Source organism: bacterium (assembly GCA_013360195.1).
Taxonomy (GTDB): Bacteria; Electryoneota; RPQS01; order RPQS01; family RPQS01; genus JABWCQ01.
The window spans coordinates 1-13,543 of sequence record JABWCQ010000014.1 but is presented as its reverse complement, the minus strand read 5'-3'; the positions used below and the strand labels follow the sequence as shown (position 1 = coordinate 13,543).

The following is a 13,543-nucleotide window of genomic DNA, read 5'->3' as shown; positions in this document are numbered from 1 at the left end:
AATCATTTATTTATGGCAACGGAACGCGAGTCCGGAGGTGGTAGTATCGCAAGTTCAGATTCCGGCGGAGTGTCGGGCAACGATGCCACAGTGAGTCCTTTCCGCCCCAGAAAAATACTTGTTCGTGCTACAGCATTTTGCATGTACACATGTCCCGGAATTTGTGAGGAAAACTTTGTAAAACATTACGTTAGAGGAAAGCATTGCCAGAAGTTCCGGAGGCTGGCACAAGGGTTGCCAAATAGAGATTCATCTTCGATGGTGTTTCCGGTCATTCAAGCAGCTTCACTCATGCAGAACTTCATTTTCTTGTGCACACTTTTCGTTTCATCTGTGACTTGCTTCGCGCAAGTGGATAGTATTTGGGCGACGGTCAGCGGCGGAATTCAACATGATCGGGCGCAGTCGATTCAGCGCACTGACGATGGTGGCTTAATCGTTGTCGGCTCGACGGCATCGTTCGGCGCGGGAGCAGGCGATGTCTGGCTTCTAAAATATGACAGCGAGCACACGCTGTTATGGTCGAGAACCTTTGGCGGCAGCGGCATTGACCAAGGCTGGTCGGTCAAGCAAACGGTGGACGGCGGACTTGTAATTGCGGGTATGACACAATCGCAAGGCGCGGGCAGTGCGGATGGCTGGCTCATCAAGACGGATGCAGAAGGAAACATGGTGTGGAACCGGACATTCGGGACATCATCCTATGATTGGCTGACGACGATTGATTTGACTCAAGACGACGGATTCATTCTCGGCGGAGTCAAAGGCACGAGCGCGCAATTGGATCAATTCTGGCTTGTCAAAACAGATTCGCTGGGAAATCATGAGTGGCAGAGAACGTTCGGAGGCAGTGACTATGATCAGTGCATGAGCGTCATCGCCACAGACGACGGCGGCTATGCGATGACGGGCAATACCAATTCCTTCAGCGCGGGACGGTCGGATGTGTGGGTGGTGCGAACGAACAGCGCGGGCGACAGTTTGTGGGCGCGCTCTTACGGGGGTGAATGGGGCGAAGGCGGGCGCACGATTGTGCAGACGTTTGACGGCGGTTTTGCAGTGGCGGGAAAGTGGCGCGAGTTCAGAGACGGGGACGATGACTTTTGGCTGGTGCGGCTGAATGAGAGCGGAGACACGCTGTGGACGCGAAGCTACGGCTTTCAATACCATGACGAATGCAACGCGATGATGCAAACGAGCCAAGGCGAGTTTATACTGGCGGGATTCAGAAGCCGGGGCTGGAGCGCGGGCTCGGAACAATTCTGGTTTGTAACCGTTGACGGCGACGGAGCGGTGATGCAGGAGGGAATTGCCGGAGGAATCGGTCAGGACATGGCCAACGGAGTGACCATTGATAACAACGGCAATATCGTGCTGGCCGGAGAGACGTATTCGTTCGGTTCAGGGCTGGACGATGTGTGGCTGGTGGGATTCGGCAACGGAGACTGGCTGAATCTGACTGCACCCGCAGGAGGCGAAAACTGGAACAGTCTGACCACGCAGACGATTACTTGGACATCGGCGGACTACACAGGTGCGGTGACTATCCGGTTGAACCGGAATTTCCCTGACGGCGATTGGGAGACGATTCCAGAATTACTGAATATACCGGACACAGGCAGCGCAAGTTTTACCGTGAGCGGCCCGGCGGCATCACAGTGCCGGATATGGATTGAAGATGCGGCCAATCCGTCGGTGTTTGATGTCAGTGACACGGACTTTCACATCACACAAGGGACGCTCCGGCTGAGCCGCACGGAGCTTGATTTCGGCGATGTGCCGGTTGGTCTCAGTCAGGAATTGAGCTTCAGAATTTTCAGCGACGGGCCGGACACGCTGTTCGTGAGAAATTTCAGCTGCGATAATCCGGACTTCGCATTTGAGGCAGCGCCGTTTTTTCTGACCGCCGGAAGCAATCAGACCGTTAACGTTGTTTTCGCCGCGAATAGGAGCGGAATTTCGGAAGGCGAGCTGGTGATTGAGAGCAGCGCGGGGACAGTATTTGTGTCTTTGTCGGGTAACGGAATGTTGGTGAGTTCGGCGGAGGACAGGGCTTTACCGACGGCGTTCGACGTGCTGACCGGGTATCCCAATCCGTTCAACAGCATGACCACGCTGACTTATTCTCTTCCACAGTCGGCGCAGGTGAGTCTGCGTGCCTTTGACCTGCAAGGCAGACTAGTGGAAGAGCTTGTGAACGGTGTGCAATCGCAAGGTGAACATCGTGTGATGTGGGACGGCTCACAGCTTGCCACCGGGACATACATCGTGGTTTTGAGCGGCGACGGATTTCAATCCATGCACAAGGCAATTTTGCTGAAGTAGGCGCGAGGACTTGGAAACTCGCCAATGTAAAACAGCCGCAGAAATTCTGCGGCTGTTCTGTTTTCATTGCCAATGCGGGCGTTGAGACCCACAACGGCGAGTGTTGAAAATCTTACAGACCGGCCTGAGCACGGCTCATAATCTTGACGGACTTCATTTTGACCTTGTTGAGCGGGGTAGAGCCCTGCACAGGCGTATTGGCGATGGCGTCAACGATTTCCATACCCTTGATGGTCTTGCCGAAGACGGTGTATTGATTATCGAGGTGCGGCGTGGCGACATGGCAGATGAAGAACTGCGAGCCGGCGCTGTTGGGGTCGGGTGTGCGAGCCATGGAGAGAGTGCCCGGTTCATGCTTGCGGTCGTTGAACTCCGCGTTCACGGTCCAGCCGGGGCCGCCCTGACCTGTGCCGGTGGGGTCGCCGCCCTGAATCATAAAGTTTTTGATGACACGGTGGAAGATCACGCCGTTGTAGAAATTGTTGCTGGCGAGATATTTGAAGTTGCGTACGTGATTGGGGGCTTTGTCGGGATAGAACTCACAGACGATGGTGCCCTTGATGGGGCCGCCTTCCTGTTCGATTTCAATCACAGCCACACTATCACCATCCACCGGATAATCGGCAGGCCATTTTTCGAGCTTGGGAGATTCGGACACGGGTTTCGCTTGCTCCTGAGTGTTTTGAACTTCGGTCTTTTTCGGTTCCTCCTTCTTTGCGGCGGTATCGGCAGGCTTTTCAGATTTTGAGCAGCCCGCGAACGCAACGCCCGCGGCAATCAGGACAATCAACAGTGATTTCATGGAGGCTTCTTCCTTTGACGGGAGTTATTTGAATTGGTTTATAGTGTCAAAATCGGTCCGAGCGTTCTCTGTGCCGTAAGATGCACGGAGATGTCGGGATTGTTCTCCAGCGCGCCGCGCGCGCAATCGTGCGCGAGCAGCGGATGGTTGTTTTCTTCGGAGAGATGCGCAAGCACGACGTGCTTCATGGTTCTGTTCGTGCAGTCGCGGAGCACATCGGCGGTCTGACGGTTGGACAGGTGGCCGGTGCTGCCTGCGATGCGAATTTTCAAGAGCTCGGGATAGGGTCCGGTACGGAGCATTTCCTCGTCATGGTTGCTCTCAATCACGGCCACGGTGGATTCGGAGAAGGCCTGATGCAGTTCCGCGGGCACTTCGCCCAAATCGGTTGCGACGGTAACGACTTCGCTGCCGCAATGAATCTGATAGGCAACCGGTTCGGCGGCATCGTGCAGAATCGGCAGCGCACGGACATTGAAAGGGCCGACATCAACGGCTGAGCCGTTCATGGGAAAGGCACGCTGCGCGCGCATGAAACCGGGCGAGAGAGCGGTGAGTGTTCCCGCCGTCGCATAGACGGGCGCGCCGGACTTCTTCAGGAGACTGTTCAGTCCGCGAGTGTGGTCGGTATGCTCGTGGGTGATGAACACCGCGTTGACATTCATCACGTTCTCACCGATTTGCTGCATTGCAAACATCAGCCCGCGAATGCCGAGACCAGCATCAATGAGGATGCGGGTGTTGCCTTCACGCAGAAGCAGCGCGTTAGCCTTTGAGCCGGAGGCGAGAACGGCCAGCGTGAACGCTGGACCCATTGCGCTGACGCGACCGTGTGGAACTGTCAACAGTAGTCTTCGCTTTATAGTTACTTTTGAACGACCAGAGTTCCGGCCAGAACGTCGTGCAAGGCCTGCTTCTTCTGGGTGAATCCGGCCATCATGAAGCCGATACCGAGAATCACCGCGCTCAGGAATTTGCCGAAAAATCGACCGGTGGCGCGGCCAAAGGTGATGCGGCGATATTGTTCATCCGTGACGACGATGCCGATGGCCATTTTGCCGAGCGTGGCCTGATAGTTTGAGCTTTCCAGGAGCGCGTAATAGAGCCATTGAACGACAACTCCAAGTCCGTAGCTGACTTTGAAGTCGCCGAAGTCAACCACCCATGTGAATGACCCGGTGACGAGCGAGAGCAGAATTCCGTCAATCAGCGAGGCCAGCACGCGGCGCCAGAATCCGGCATACTGAACCGGAGCGATATTGATGGACTGCTGTGCCTGTGCGGTGGCCTGAGTTGCGGCGTTGGAAAGTTCGCGGCCGCAAATCTGACAGTATTGCGCGTCGTCGGGATTGGGTTTTCCGCAATGAGGGCAGAACATGTTCGTACTCCTATCGTTTATAGGGGTCGCCGGCGTAGGCATTGATGATGCACAGCAGGTGGAGTACCAAGCCGGGGACGATGAGCAACCAATAACCGACTGCCACAGCGGCCATCCAGAGCAGACCGCGCAGAATTTTGCCGCGGTAGATTTGACCGACACCGGGGAAGAAGAAGCTCAAAACCGCGGCAATGCCGGGGTGCCATTGCCGTTCACGCGGAGGCTGGACCACTACAACAGGCCGGGCATGCGCGCCGACTTCAGTTCCGCATTTGGAGCAGAACTGCGAGCCTTGTGGAATTGAAGAGCCGCAAACGGTGCAAGTCATAGTTCAAACGGTTGTCCGGCTACCGCGCTTGGTCAGCGGAATGCCTTGCTTGCAAAGCGGGCATTCGTCCGGTGTGAAGGAATCGAGAGCGAGTTTCACCACTGCGAACGGCGTGGGCGTGAGGTCAATTTCGCCGCGCTGAATCAGCGTGCCGATGCCGATGACGCTGCCGCCTTCGCGTTCGACGGCTTGCTTAACTTCACCGACGGACAGGCCGGTGGTGATGACATCTTCGCAAATGAGAACACGCTGGCCGGGTTGAATCGCAAACCCGCGCCGCCATTCCATGCGACCGTCAATACGCTCAGGGAAAGCGATGCGAGATCCGAGGTCTTTGCCGACTTCGTGTGCGACGAGGACACCGCCGGTGAGCGGGCCGACGACGAGATCGGGATCAGCCGAGCGAAAGTGATCGGCGATAACACGGCCAAACTGTTCAGTCAATCGGGGCTGTTCGAGCAGACGGAATTTTTCCACATAGACGTTGCTGTGCCGTCCGCTCGAGAGCAGAAAGTGACCTTCGAGAAAGGCGCCGCAGCCGCGAAGTAACGATAGTGCGAGGTCCTGGGTCAAAACGACGATTTTCTAAACTTATTCGTAATCGAGTGAATCACGTTGCTTGACGACATAGGTGTCGGCAAGAAGATCGTGGAGGGCTTGCCTCTTCGGAGTGAAGCCGGCCATGATGTAGCCAACCATCAAGATTAGACTTGATAGAATTTTGGCGAAGTAGCGTCCGGTGGCACGCGCGAATGAGATCGTGTGGCCGGTGGGGCCGATCACCTGCAGTCCGAGTGCCATTTTGCCCAGAGTGCCGCGCGACGCGGAGCTTTCCATGAAGGCGAAATAGAGCCACTGCGCGACGCCGTAGACGATGCCGAAAACAATCCAGCCGCCGACCAGTCCGACAATTAGCGCAGGTTCGGGATCTTCAAATTGATCGAGCGATGTTATTCCACCAAATGTCATCATGAGTCCAATCAGCATGAAGACGAAACCAACGACTGAAATGACAAGCTGGTCAATCAGGTAGGCCAGGAAGCGAATCCAGAATCCGGCGTAGCGGTATTTGCTTTGCTGCAGCGGAGCCGCGGGCAAAGGTGGAACCTGCTGGACAGTCTGGGGAATGGTCACGGGAGCGACGGGTGTTCCGCAGGTTGAGCAGAATTTCGCGTCATCAGTCAGTTGTGCGCCACATTTTGTGCAGAACATGGTTAGCTCATTTGCCGGTTAAGTTTCTCTACTTCCCTTTTGGCGGCGTCAATGCAATCTTCACCGGATGAAGCGTAGAGAACGCTGCGCGAGACGTTGATTAAGGCAACGCCGTTTGCGTTCTTCACTTTTTGCATGACGTCAAAGCTGCCGCCCTGCGCGCCGCTGCCGGGCAGGAGCAAAGGAAGCTCAGGTGCGATGTTCAGGATGCTGTCAAGTGCCTCGGGCTTAGTTGTTCCGACAACAAGTCCCATATTGCCGTTCAGGTTTGCGGCTTTGACCTGATGCGCGATTTCCTGATAGAGTTTGCGCTGGCCGAGGTCTATATCCTGTACGAGTGAGGCACTGGCATTGGATGTTGCACACAGCACGAACACGCCTTTGTCGGCATGTCTCCAGAAGGGTTCAAGAGCGGCCATGCCAAGATAAGGCTGAACGGTTACGGCATCAGCGCCGAGACCGTCAAAAATAGCGCGCGCGTAGGCTTCGTTGGTGTGCTCGATGTCGCCGCGTTTGGCATCCACCAGCCAAATTACTTCGGGCGGACAGGCAATGCGCAGACGTTCGAGCACCAACCAGCCGCCGGAGCCATAGGCTTCAAAAAAGGCGGTATTGGGCTTGAATGCTGCGACCTTGGGCCAAAGAGCAATGATAATTTCTTCCAGAAAGCGTCGGGCGGCCTCTGGTCCCCGGCCATAATGTGCGGGAATTTTGGCAGGGTCGGGGTCAAGTCCGACACAGAGCGGGGAACCAGAACGGACTATGGAGGCTTTAAGACGGGAGAGGAATGCGGACACAGACAGAGCTCTGGAATTTATAGAATAACCCTGAAATATAGCGAATTTTGGACTGAAGTGCAAACCCACCGTGAGGCAAGCTGTTTGCTTGAGTTGTATTTACGGGGGAGAGAGTGTATCTTTTCCGAAATTAAAAATCGGAAATTCGAATAACAAAGCCAATCGAGGCATTTACAATTGACTCTTGACTACTTCACAGGGACTTGGGCTCTGTATCTTGAAATGGCTCCGTATCTGATGCTGGGGTTTGCTCTTGCGGGGGTGCTGCACGCATTTGTGCCGCGCAAAGCAGTGGGCAGGCATCTGGGTGGAGAAAACCTGATTTCGGCATTCAAAGCGGCGGTGCTTGGAGTGCCGATGCCGCTTTGTTCGTGCGGAGTGATACCGACGGGTGTGGGTTTGCGCAAACGCGGCGCTTCGCGAGCGGCGACGGTATCGTTCCTGATTTCCACACCACAGACGGGCGTGGACTCCATTCTTGTTACCTACGGGTTCTTCGGCTGGGCGCTGGCTATCTTCCGTCCGATTGCGGCATTTATCAGCGGAGTGCTGGGTGGACTGGCGGTGATTTTGGTTAAACCGGGTGCGCGAGAAGACGAGTGGATGAAGCATCATATGCACTCGGAGGACGCGCTGGCCGAAGCCGACGCGAAGAAATCAGCACGTCAAAAGCTCAGCGACGCCTATCACTTTGCGTTCAAGGAACTTCTCGGTGACATCGCGTTTTGGCTGGTGATTGGCATTCTTGTGGCGGGGGTGATTTCGGCAGTGATACCGGATGATTTTTTTGCGGGGAATTTGGGCAGCGGTATCGGGGCAATGCTGGTGATGATGCTGTTCGGTTTGCCGCTTTACGTGTGTTCGACGGCAAGCGTACCGATTGCGGCGGTGCTGATGACGAAGGGAATTTCAGCAGGTGCGGCGTTCGTCTTTTTGATGACCGGACCCGCAACAAATGCCGCGACGATGATTGTGATTGCGCGCGCCCTCGGTTCAAAAGTGCTGGCTGTGTACCTGACGGCGATCGCGGGATTCGCGCTGCTGTTCGGACTGGGTCTCGATTATCTTCTGGCAAACACGGCGCTGACAATCAACATGCCGCATCATCTGCACGAGCATGGCGCGACGTGGTGGCAATACGCGGCTGCAGCGGTACTTGGTTATTTTCTCGTGAGACATTTCTATTTCAAACTTAAACGGCGGTTTGGAGCCGCACCACAAGCTATGGCGAACGAATTGCAATTGGATATCGAAGGCATGAACTGCTCGCATTGTGTCAAGAATGTCAAGGACTCGCTGGAAAAGGTGGCGGGAGTGACTGCATGCGAGGTGTCGTTGGACAAGGGAACGGCGGTTGTGAAGGGAGACAACATGGATCGCGAGGCGTTGGCCGCCGCGGTTGAAGGCGCGGGGTACAAGGTCAAACAGCCGTGATGGCTCTGTATTTGGCTTCGTCGCTCGTCTTGACGGGGCTCATTTGGTTTGTACAGATTGTCCACTATCCGCTGTTTGACGCGGTGAAGGACATGAGCGGCGAGTATTACCGGCTGCATGCGGCGAAAACCGGATGGGTGGTTGTACTGCCGATGGTTGTGCAGATGGGATGCGCGGCGTGGTTTGCACTCAGACCCGGAGAATGGGACGGCGGTTTGATGCGGCTGCTATTCGCGACTGTCGTGCTGGTGTGGATTGCGACGTTCACGTTGTCCGTGCCGCAGCACAATCTGCTGGCGAACGGATACAATGAACAGGCGGTTCGCATGCTTGTCCATACGAATTGGATTCGTACTGTGTTGTGGAGCGCGCATGCGGCGGGGCTGCTGTGGATTGTAACGAAGAGGTGATTAAGCGGGAATGCGGACGTATTCGCGTTCAACGTTCTCGTTAAGCCACGTCGTCAATTCGTAGGGCAGCGCGTCAATCAGCGGGGAGAGTTCATACAGGAAGATTCGTTCCTCTCCCTGCTCACCCCAGAAAACAATCTCCTCGCCCGCTTCTGGTTTATCACCCGTCATGAAGGCAAATGATTTGTCTTTGCTCATGATTCCGACCAGCGGAATGCGTTTACCGCGGTAGAGCACGGCGGCGGAATTCACCATCGTGCGCGGGTAGCCGGTGGAGAAGCCCACATCCGTCTCAATGCCCCAGCCGTCATAGGGGGCTTTCCAGAAATGCGGCGCGGGAAAACCGTGGCCGCGTTTTACTTTGCGGACGGAGCGAATGGTGCCGCACAAGGTCATTACTGGCTTAAGCGGGAGCATATCGGCGACAGCGGGGGAGGGAGGCTGACCGTACAGAGCAATTCCGGTTCTGACCAAGTCGCCGGGGACTTCGGGGAGTGCAAGAGCTGCGGCGGAATTGGCAAGATGTGTGACCGACGGTGCGAGGCCGACGGTCTTTGCATGTTTAAGAATACTGTTGAAGACGCGAATCTGTTCGAGGCCGCGTTCGCGATCGTGAGGGCCGCCGTAGGCAAGATGCGAGTAGATGGCGTCGAGCTTGAGATGGCGCATGCTTTTGACGGCGCTGAGAGTCTTGCGATAGAGCGAATGGTGAATCCCGACGCGACCCAAGCCGGTGTCGAATTTCAAGTGTGTGGAAATAGCCTTGCCGCGCTTTTGCGACAGTGATTCGAGATACTCGACTTTGTACCACGACGTCGCGGCGAAGGACAAGTCAAAATCGGTGAAATGCCGGGCGGGCTTACCGACCCAATCGGTCATCACCAGTACGGGTTTGGTGATGCCAAGAGAACGCAGTTCGATGCCATCGGCAGAGGAACTGACTCCAAAGCCCCATGCACCGGCTTCATCGAGCACTTGCGCGCACTCGGTCAATCCGTGTCCGTAAGCATCCCACTTGACCACAGCGAGCACGCCCTTGGGTGCAACGCGAGCAGCGAGCGCCTTGAAGTTGTGCTTGAGAGCGGCAAGGTTGATGCGGGCGTAGGGCATTGTGAATAAACAAAAGGCGACCTAATCAGGCCGCCTTTTTCAGTTTTTGTCTTGCGCTTAGAAGTTTCCGGGCAGTTTCAAGCCGTCCATTTTGGCCAATTCGTATTGTGCGGAAGTGTGCGGTCCTGTTCCGGCATAGAGCGAATTGGTGACAAAATCTTCGAGAGCCTTGCGGCGCTCCTGCGGGCTTTTGAACGTCATGATGCGGTCGAACTCGGCACGGGCGAGTTCTTCGCGAGCCATGGAACCTGCGGGAGTTTGCGGATAGTCGCGCGCGGCTTCCGACACGCGACCGGCATCGTACAAGGCCTGCGCGGCCAACTCGCGTGCCTTGATAGCGGCGGGAGTGTCGTCATATTTGTCAATGACCTCTTCGAACTTGCCTTCGCTTAGGAGTTTTTCGGCAAAGCGAACGCGGGCTTCAAAGGCCATCGGAGTATCCGCGAACTCGGTCATGACCTTCTCATAGGCGCCTTCCTTCAGGTATTTCGTAGCGAGAGCTTCCTTGGCTTTCACCGCGGCGGGTTCCTGCGGGTAGCGGGAAATGACCTCTTCGTACTGGCCATCCTTGAAGAGTTTCTCGGCGCGTTCAGCGGGTGTCGCACAGCCCAGCAGTAAGAGCAGCGACAGGAGCGAAATCAAATATGAGGCGCGATGCATAGTGTGATTATTTCTTGCGGACTTCGCGGAGCAGATTAGCGGCTTCCTTATAGGCGGCAGTTTCCACATACTGCCTCATGATGGCTTCGAGGGCCTGAATCTGCTTGTCGCCTTTCATCTTCTTGGCGGCATCAAATTCAGCCTTGGCACGTGCTTCGAGAACCTCTTTGCCCTTGGGAGTTTTGGGGTATTGAGCGACCAATTCGTCAAACCGTCCCTGATTGTAGAGGTTTTCGGCGAGAATGTTCTTGGCGTCGTTGGCGAGCGGCGAGTTGGGGAACTGGGCAATCAGTTCATCGAACTTCTTCTCGTTAAAGAGGGAGCGGGCCTTCTCTTCATGCGCAAGCAGGGCAGCGCGGGTATCGGGGTACTTTTCAATGACTTCCTGATACTTGCCGGCTTCAAGGAGATCTTCGGCCATCATGGCTCGTGCGCGGCGCGCGACCTGCGAGTCAGGGTATTTATTAATCACCTCCTGATACTTGCGCTCTGCAAACAGCTTTTGGGCTTGCGCCTCGGGGCTCTGGCATCCGGCAATCCAAAGGGCTGCGATCAGCGACAGCAGCAGGCCAGAAATCAATCTGCGGGAAATCATGGTTTCGATTCGGTGGATTTTGAAGCTTTGTCTTTTGAAGTTAATAAGTTAAGGATTCCGATGGGGAATGTCAAGGAGTTCGATGCTACTCAGTTTGGAGAGTTCTATAGAACAAGAGGTTGCGAGAGTGAAACGGCATTTTGCCCGGGCATGGCGGGTGCAAAGAGCTTTCGCTTGAGTCGTGAAGAGTGTTGACACTTCCTTGAAACGATGCTATATTACTTGTTATATCAAAGGTTTACCCTAAAGCCTGACCCACATTAACCATCAGGATGACACGGATGAAAACACGGCAACGTATGAACAAGACCGTATTTGCTTATGTATTGTTTGCAGCTCTCGCCATGACCCTGCTTTACACGGTTTTGGCCAGCGCGCAAACGGGAGCGGAGCGGGAAGTGACGATGAGTGAGAAGATAGGGGCAATCGTTGTGCTCTATCGGGCATTTGACAGCATGATTTATTTCCTGCAGGGCCTGCTGCTGTTTATCGGCGTCGGGATTACGATTTTCTATTACATGAAGTTCAAGCGTGCCGGGTTCCAGGCGGAGCTTGGCAAAAAGGTGCACGCGATGGCGGATGAAGTGACGCTGCAGGCGGCCATCAACTTTGAAATCGAGAGTTTGCAGAACAAGTATATCTTTCTGGACTTGATGATTGCGGCGGCGCCGATGTCCGGATTGCTGGGCACGGTGGTGGGACTCGTGCAGGTGTTCAGCGAACAGACGATGGTGGAGCATGTGACGATGCAGTCCATCGCGAGCGGTATGTATGTGGCCATGGTGACGACGGTGTGCGGACTAATTGTCGCGCTGATTGGAGTCATCGGACGGCATATGCTGAACAGCATTCTGGCGACCATGCGCGAAGAACTGGCGGGGGCGAAGTGACATGCGCAAAAGTGATCCGTTTGCCGAAGCGACGACGTCGCTGATTGATATTGCCTTCATCATCATCTTGTTTCTGATTGTCTCGACGGTGATTGCGCCGGAAGACGTGGTGCCGCTCAAGCTGCCGAACAATTTCGACGAGGGGACTCCCTATTTGCAGGTGGACAAGGAGTTGATTATCCATGTGCGGAAGTCGGGCAAGGTCGAGGTGTCAGGTGAGATGCTGGCGGACTCGCTCGATGCGGACTCCACTCTGTTCCAGTTGGCTGACGCATTTATCGAGCGCTATAAGGCCGTACAGCCGGACGGAAAGGTTATTTTAAGAGCGGACAGCGGCGCGGTGTGGGATAGACCTGTGCAGGTGATGCAGGCATGCGGAAAGCACGGCTTGCCGCTTTCCATTGCGCTGGAGCCTGCGGACTTGGCGGAGGACTTGAAGCCGTGAGCGAGCGCCAGATTCTCATGGGTATTCGCGGCATGGCGTTCGTGCTGACGAGCGTGATTTTGCTCAACATGCCGTTTTTTCCGCTTGAACGGCTGAGCGAGAAATACGACTGGCTGATGTATATCAATCTCGAAGAGATTTTGATCATGCGCGAGCCGCCCAAGCCGAGGCCGCTGCCGGTGCCCGTTGAACAGGCGCGGATTGCGCCGAGAGCGACGCCCTCTCCGGTGATTGCGCCGACGCAGGTGACGTCGAAACCGTCTCAGCTTGTGGTTGAGGAGCCATCATTGGAGAAGCCAGAGTTCGGCTTGGTGCATGAGCTGTTCGACACGCCGCCGGAAGAGCGGCCACAGACAAAGCTGCTGCCGAACGCGTCTCCGCTGCCGGATATTTTGACACAGCGGGCGGACGCAGGCGAATCGCGGCCTCCGGCGGCGATTCCTGCTCCGACTTCGCAGGCGGGACGAGTTTACAAGGGAGCAGGCGCGCCGAATCTTGAGCCGGCCATAACACCGGGTTACACGGGGCCGGACTTGAGTTTGCCGAACGCGCAGCAACCGACGGTCGGGCTTAGCCGCGGTGAAGAGCTTGCGACTTCCAAGACGCCGGGCATTGCGCGCGGAGAGCAGGATTTTCAGTCTTCCGTCGGAAAGCAGGCCGGGCCGGGCAACGCGGAATCCATCGCCATCGGCAACGACCTTGTGGGTGAGAGCGAAATCGGCGGACTCATCGGCTGGCTGAAGGCGAATCCGGCGAATTTTTCGCCGGTGCTGATGGCCTATATGGAGAGCGGTGACGGGGATTTGAAAGGCGTGACGTCGTATGCGGGCTGGGATATTTTTATACAGTATTCGCAGGACGACGGACAGCTCAAGATCTTTTTGTCACGAGGAGATCAGGGGATATTGCTTGCGGACTCGGATTTCAAACGGCGCTCTCAATTTCTGGGCTTGGGCAGCGTCGCGCGGGTCGGGCAGGAGGTGAATTCCATTACCGCCCGCCGCGAAAAGCCGACCGCACACTCAACGGGAGAATTTTATTCCGTGTTTCAAGGCTGGATGCAGAGTAAGGGAATTGCGCTGAACAGATGACTAGATTGGAATGATGAACATGAATAGATTACCAATGGTTGTGATGCTGCTTGCTGTTTTGATGGC

General features: G+C 55.6%; 16 protein-coding genes. 6 read left to right on the top strand and 10 right to left on the bottom strand.

Annotation, left to right across the window (positions count from 1 at the left end; genetic code table 11):
* The first annotated feature begins 291 nt into the window (after positions 1–291).
* Positions 292–2,325, top strand: coding sequence for a T9SS type A sorting domain-containing protein (locus HUU59_10175; protein ID NUO19803.1), 2,034 nt, complete (start codon positions 292–294; stop codon positions 2,323–2,325).
* A gap of 112 nt (positions 2,326–2,437) precedes the next feature.
* Here the strand turns inward: HUU59_10175 and HUU59_10170 are convergent, their stop codons facing one another.
* Genes HUU59_10170 through pyrF form a run of 7 tightly spaced genes read right to left on the bottom strand, consistent with a single transcriptional unit; the run spans position 2,438 to position 6,842 of the window.
* Positions 2,438–3,127 (bottom strand): peptidylprolyl isomerase, encoded by a 690-nt coding sequence (locus HUU59_10170; GenBank protein ID NUO19802.1) that lies wholly within the window; start codon positions 3,125–3,127, stop codon positions 2,438–2,440.
* Positions 3,128–3,165: 38 nt separating this feature from the next.
* Positions 3,166–3,972, bottom strand: a complete 807-nt coding sequence (locus HUU59_10165; protein NUO19801.1) for an MBL fold metallo-hydrolase — start codon at positions 3,970–3,972, stop codon at positions 3,166–3,168.
* 20 nt (positions 3,973–3,992) lie between these two features.
* Positions 3,993–4,505, bottom strand: coding sequence for an RDD family protein (locus HUU59_10160; protein ID NUO19800.1), 513 nt, complete (start codon positions 4,503–4,505; stop codon positions 3,993–3,995).
* A 10-nt stretch (positions 4,506–4,515) separates the two neighbouring features.
* The gene (locus tag HUU59_10155) at positions 4,516–4,833 is read right to left on the bottom strand and encodes a zinc ribbon domain-containing protein (protein ID NUO19799.1); all 318 of its coding nucleotides are present in this window, start codon (positions 4,831–4,833) and stop codon (positions 4,516–4,518) included.
* A 3-nt stretch (positions 4,834–4,836) separates the two neighbouring features.
* Positions 4,837–5,406, bottom strand: a complete 570-nt coding sequence (locus tag HUU59_10150; protein NUO19798.1) for an orotate phosphoribosyltransferase — start codon at positions 5,404–5,406, stop codon at positions 4,837–4,839.
* Between the two features lie 18 nt (positions 5,407–5,424).
* On the bottom strand, positions 5,425–6,045 hold the full coding sequence (locus HUU59_10145) for an RDD family protein (GenBank protein NUO19797.1): 621 nt from the start codon (positions 6,043–6,045) through the stop codon (positions 5,425–5,427).
* 2 nt (positions 6,046–6,047) lie between these two features.
* Positions 6,048–6,842, bottom strand: a complete 795-nt coding sequence (gene pyrF / locus HUU59_10140; GenBank protein NUO19796.1) for an orotidine-5'-phosphate decarboxylase — start codon at positions 6,840–6,842, stop codon at positions 6,048–6,050.
* A gap of 177 nt (positions 6,843–7,019) precedes the next feature.
* Here pyrF and HUU59_10135 point away from each other — a divergent pair, with 177 nt between their 5' ends.
* Together HUU59_10135 and HUU59_10130 are read left to right on the top strand one after the other, a co-directional pair.
* The gene (locus HUU59_10135; protein NUO19795.1) at positions 7,020–8,276 is read left to right on the top strand and encodes an SO_0444 family Cu/Zn efflux transporter; all 1,257 of its coding nucleotides are present in this window, start codon (positions 7,020–7,022) and stop codon (positions 8,274–8,276) included.
* Positions 8,273–8,686: a hypothetical protein gene (locus HUU59_10130; protein ID NUO19794.1), complete on the top strand. Its 414-nt coding sequence runs from the start codon at positions 8,273–8,275 to the stop codon at positions 8,684–8,686. The genes HUU59_10135 and HUU59_10130 overlap by 4 nt, the downstream gene beginning before the upstream one ends.
* Here the strand turns inward: HUU59_10130 and alr are convergent, their stop codons facing one another.
* From alr to HUU59_10115, 3 genes are read right to left on the bottom strand one after another with little or no spacing between them, the layout of a single operon-like run.
* Positions 8,687–9,796 (bottom strand): alanine racemase, encoded by a 1,110-nt coding sequence (alr, locus tag HUU59_10125; GenBank protein ID NUO19793.1) that lies wholly within the window; start codon positions 9,794–9,796, stop codon positions 8,687–8,689. It lies immediately after the preceding gene.
* A gap of 57 nt (positions 9,797–9,853) precedes the next feature.
* On the bottom strand, positions 9,854–10,456 hold the full coding sequence (locus HUU59_10120; GenBank protein ID NUO19792.1) for a hypothetical protein: 603 nt from the start codon (positions 10,454–10,456) through the stop codon (positions 9,854–9,856).
* A 7-nt stretch (positions 10,457–10,463) separates the two neighbouring features.
* Positions 10,464–11,051 carry a hypothetical protein gene (locus HUU59_10115; protein NUO19791.1) on the bottom strand — a complete coding sequence of 196 codons (588 nt, stop codon included), beginning with the start codon at positions 11,049–11,051 and terminating at the stop codon, positions 10,464–10,466.
* A 281-nt stretch (positions 11,052–11,332) separates the two neighbouring features.
* On the opposite strand from HUU59_10115, the gene HUU59_10110 reads away from it, so the two are divergent.
* Genes HUU59_10110 through HUU59_10100 form a run of 3 tightly spaced genes read left to right on the top strand, consistent with a single transcriptional unit; the run spans position 11,333 to position 13,477 of the window.
* Positions 11,333–11,941 carry a MotA/TolQ/ExbB proton channel family protein gene (locus tag HUU59_10110; protein NUO19790.1) on the top strand — a complete coding sequence of 203 codons (609 nt, stop codon included), beginning with the start codon at positions 11,333–11,335 and terminating at the stop codon, positions 11,939–11,941.
* 1 nt (position 11,942) lies between these two features.
* On the top strand, positions 11,943–12,386 hold the full coding sequence (locus HUU59_10105; GenBank protein NUO19789.1) for a biopolymer transporter ExbD: 444 nt from the start codon (positions 11,943–11,945) through the stop codon (positions 12,384–12,386).
* A complete protein-coding gene (locus HUU59_10100) occupies positions 12,314–13,477 on the top strand; it encodes a hypothetical protein (GenBank protein ID NUO19788.1) in 1,164 nt (387 codons plus the stop codon). The genes HUU59_10105 and HUU59_10100 overlap by 73 nt, the downstream gene beginning before the upstream one ends.
* The last annotated feature ends 66 nt before the right edge of the window (positions 13,478–13,543 follow it).

Bases quoted from the DNA above. Each gene is read 5' to 3' on its own strand.
- HUU59_10175 (NUO19803.1), top strand. From the start codon at position 292: ATGCAGAACTTCATTTTCTTGTGCACACTTTTCGTTTCATCTGTGACT.
- HUU59_10170 (NUO19802.1), bottom strand. From the start codon at position 3,127: ATGAAATCACTGTTGATTGTCCTGATTGCCGCGGGCGTTGCGTTCGCG.
- HUU59_10160 (NUO19800.1), bottom strand. From the start codon at position 4,505: ATGTTCTGCCCTCATTGCGGAAAACCCAATCCCGACGACGCGCAATAC.
- HUU59_10155 (NUO19799.1), bottom strand. From the start codon at position 4,833: ATGACTTGCACCGTTTGCGGCTCTTCAATTCCACAAGGCTCGCAGTTC.
- HUU59_10145 (NUO19797.1), bottom strand. From the start codon at position 6,045: ATGTTCTGCACAAAATGTGGCGCACAACTGACTGATGACGCGAAATTC.
- alr (NUO19793.1), bottom strand. From the start codon at position 9,796: ATGCCCTACGCCCGCATCAACCTTGCCGCTCTCAAGCACAACTTCAAG.
- HUU59_10120 (NUO19792.1), bottom strand. From the start codon at position 10,456: ATGCATCGCGCCTCATATTTGATTTCGCTCCTGTCGCTGCTCTTACTG.
- HUU59_10115 (NUO19791.1), bottom strand. From the start codon at position 11,051: ATGATTTCCCGCAGATTGATTTCTGGCCTGCTGCTGTCGCTGATCGCA.
- HUU59_10110 (NUO19790.1), top strand. From the start codon at position 11,333: ATGAAAACACGGCAACGTATGAACAAGACCGTATTTGCTTATGTATTG.
- HUU59_10105 (NUO19789.1), top strand. From the start codon at position 11,943: ATGCGCAAAAGTGATCCGTTTGCCGAAGCGACGACGTCGCTGATTGAT.
- HUU59_10100 (NUO19788.1), top strand. From the start codon at position 12,314: ATGCGGAAAGCACGGCTTGCCGCTTTCCATTGCGCTGGAGCCTGCGGA.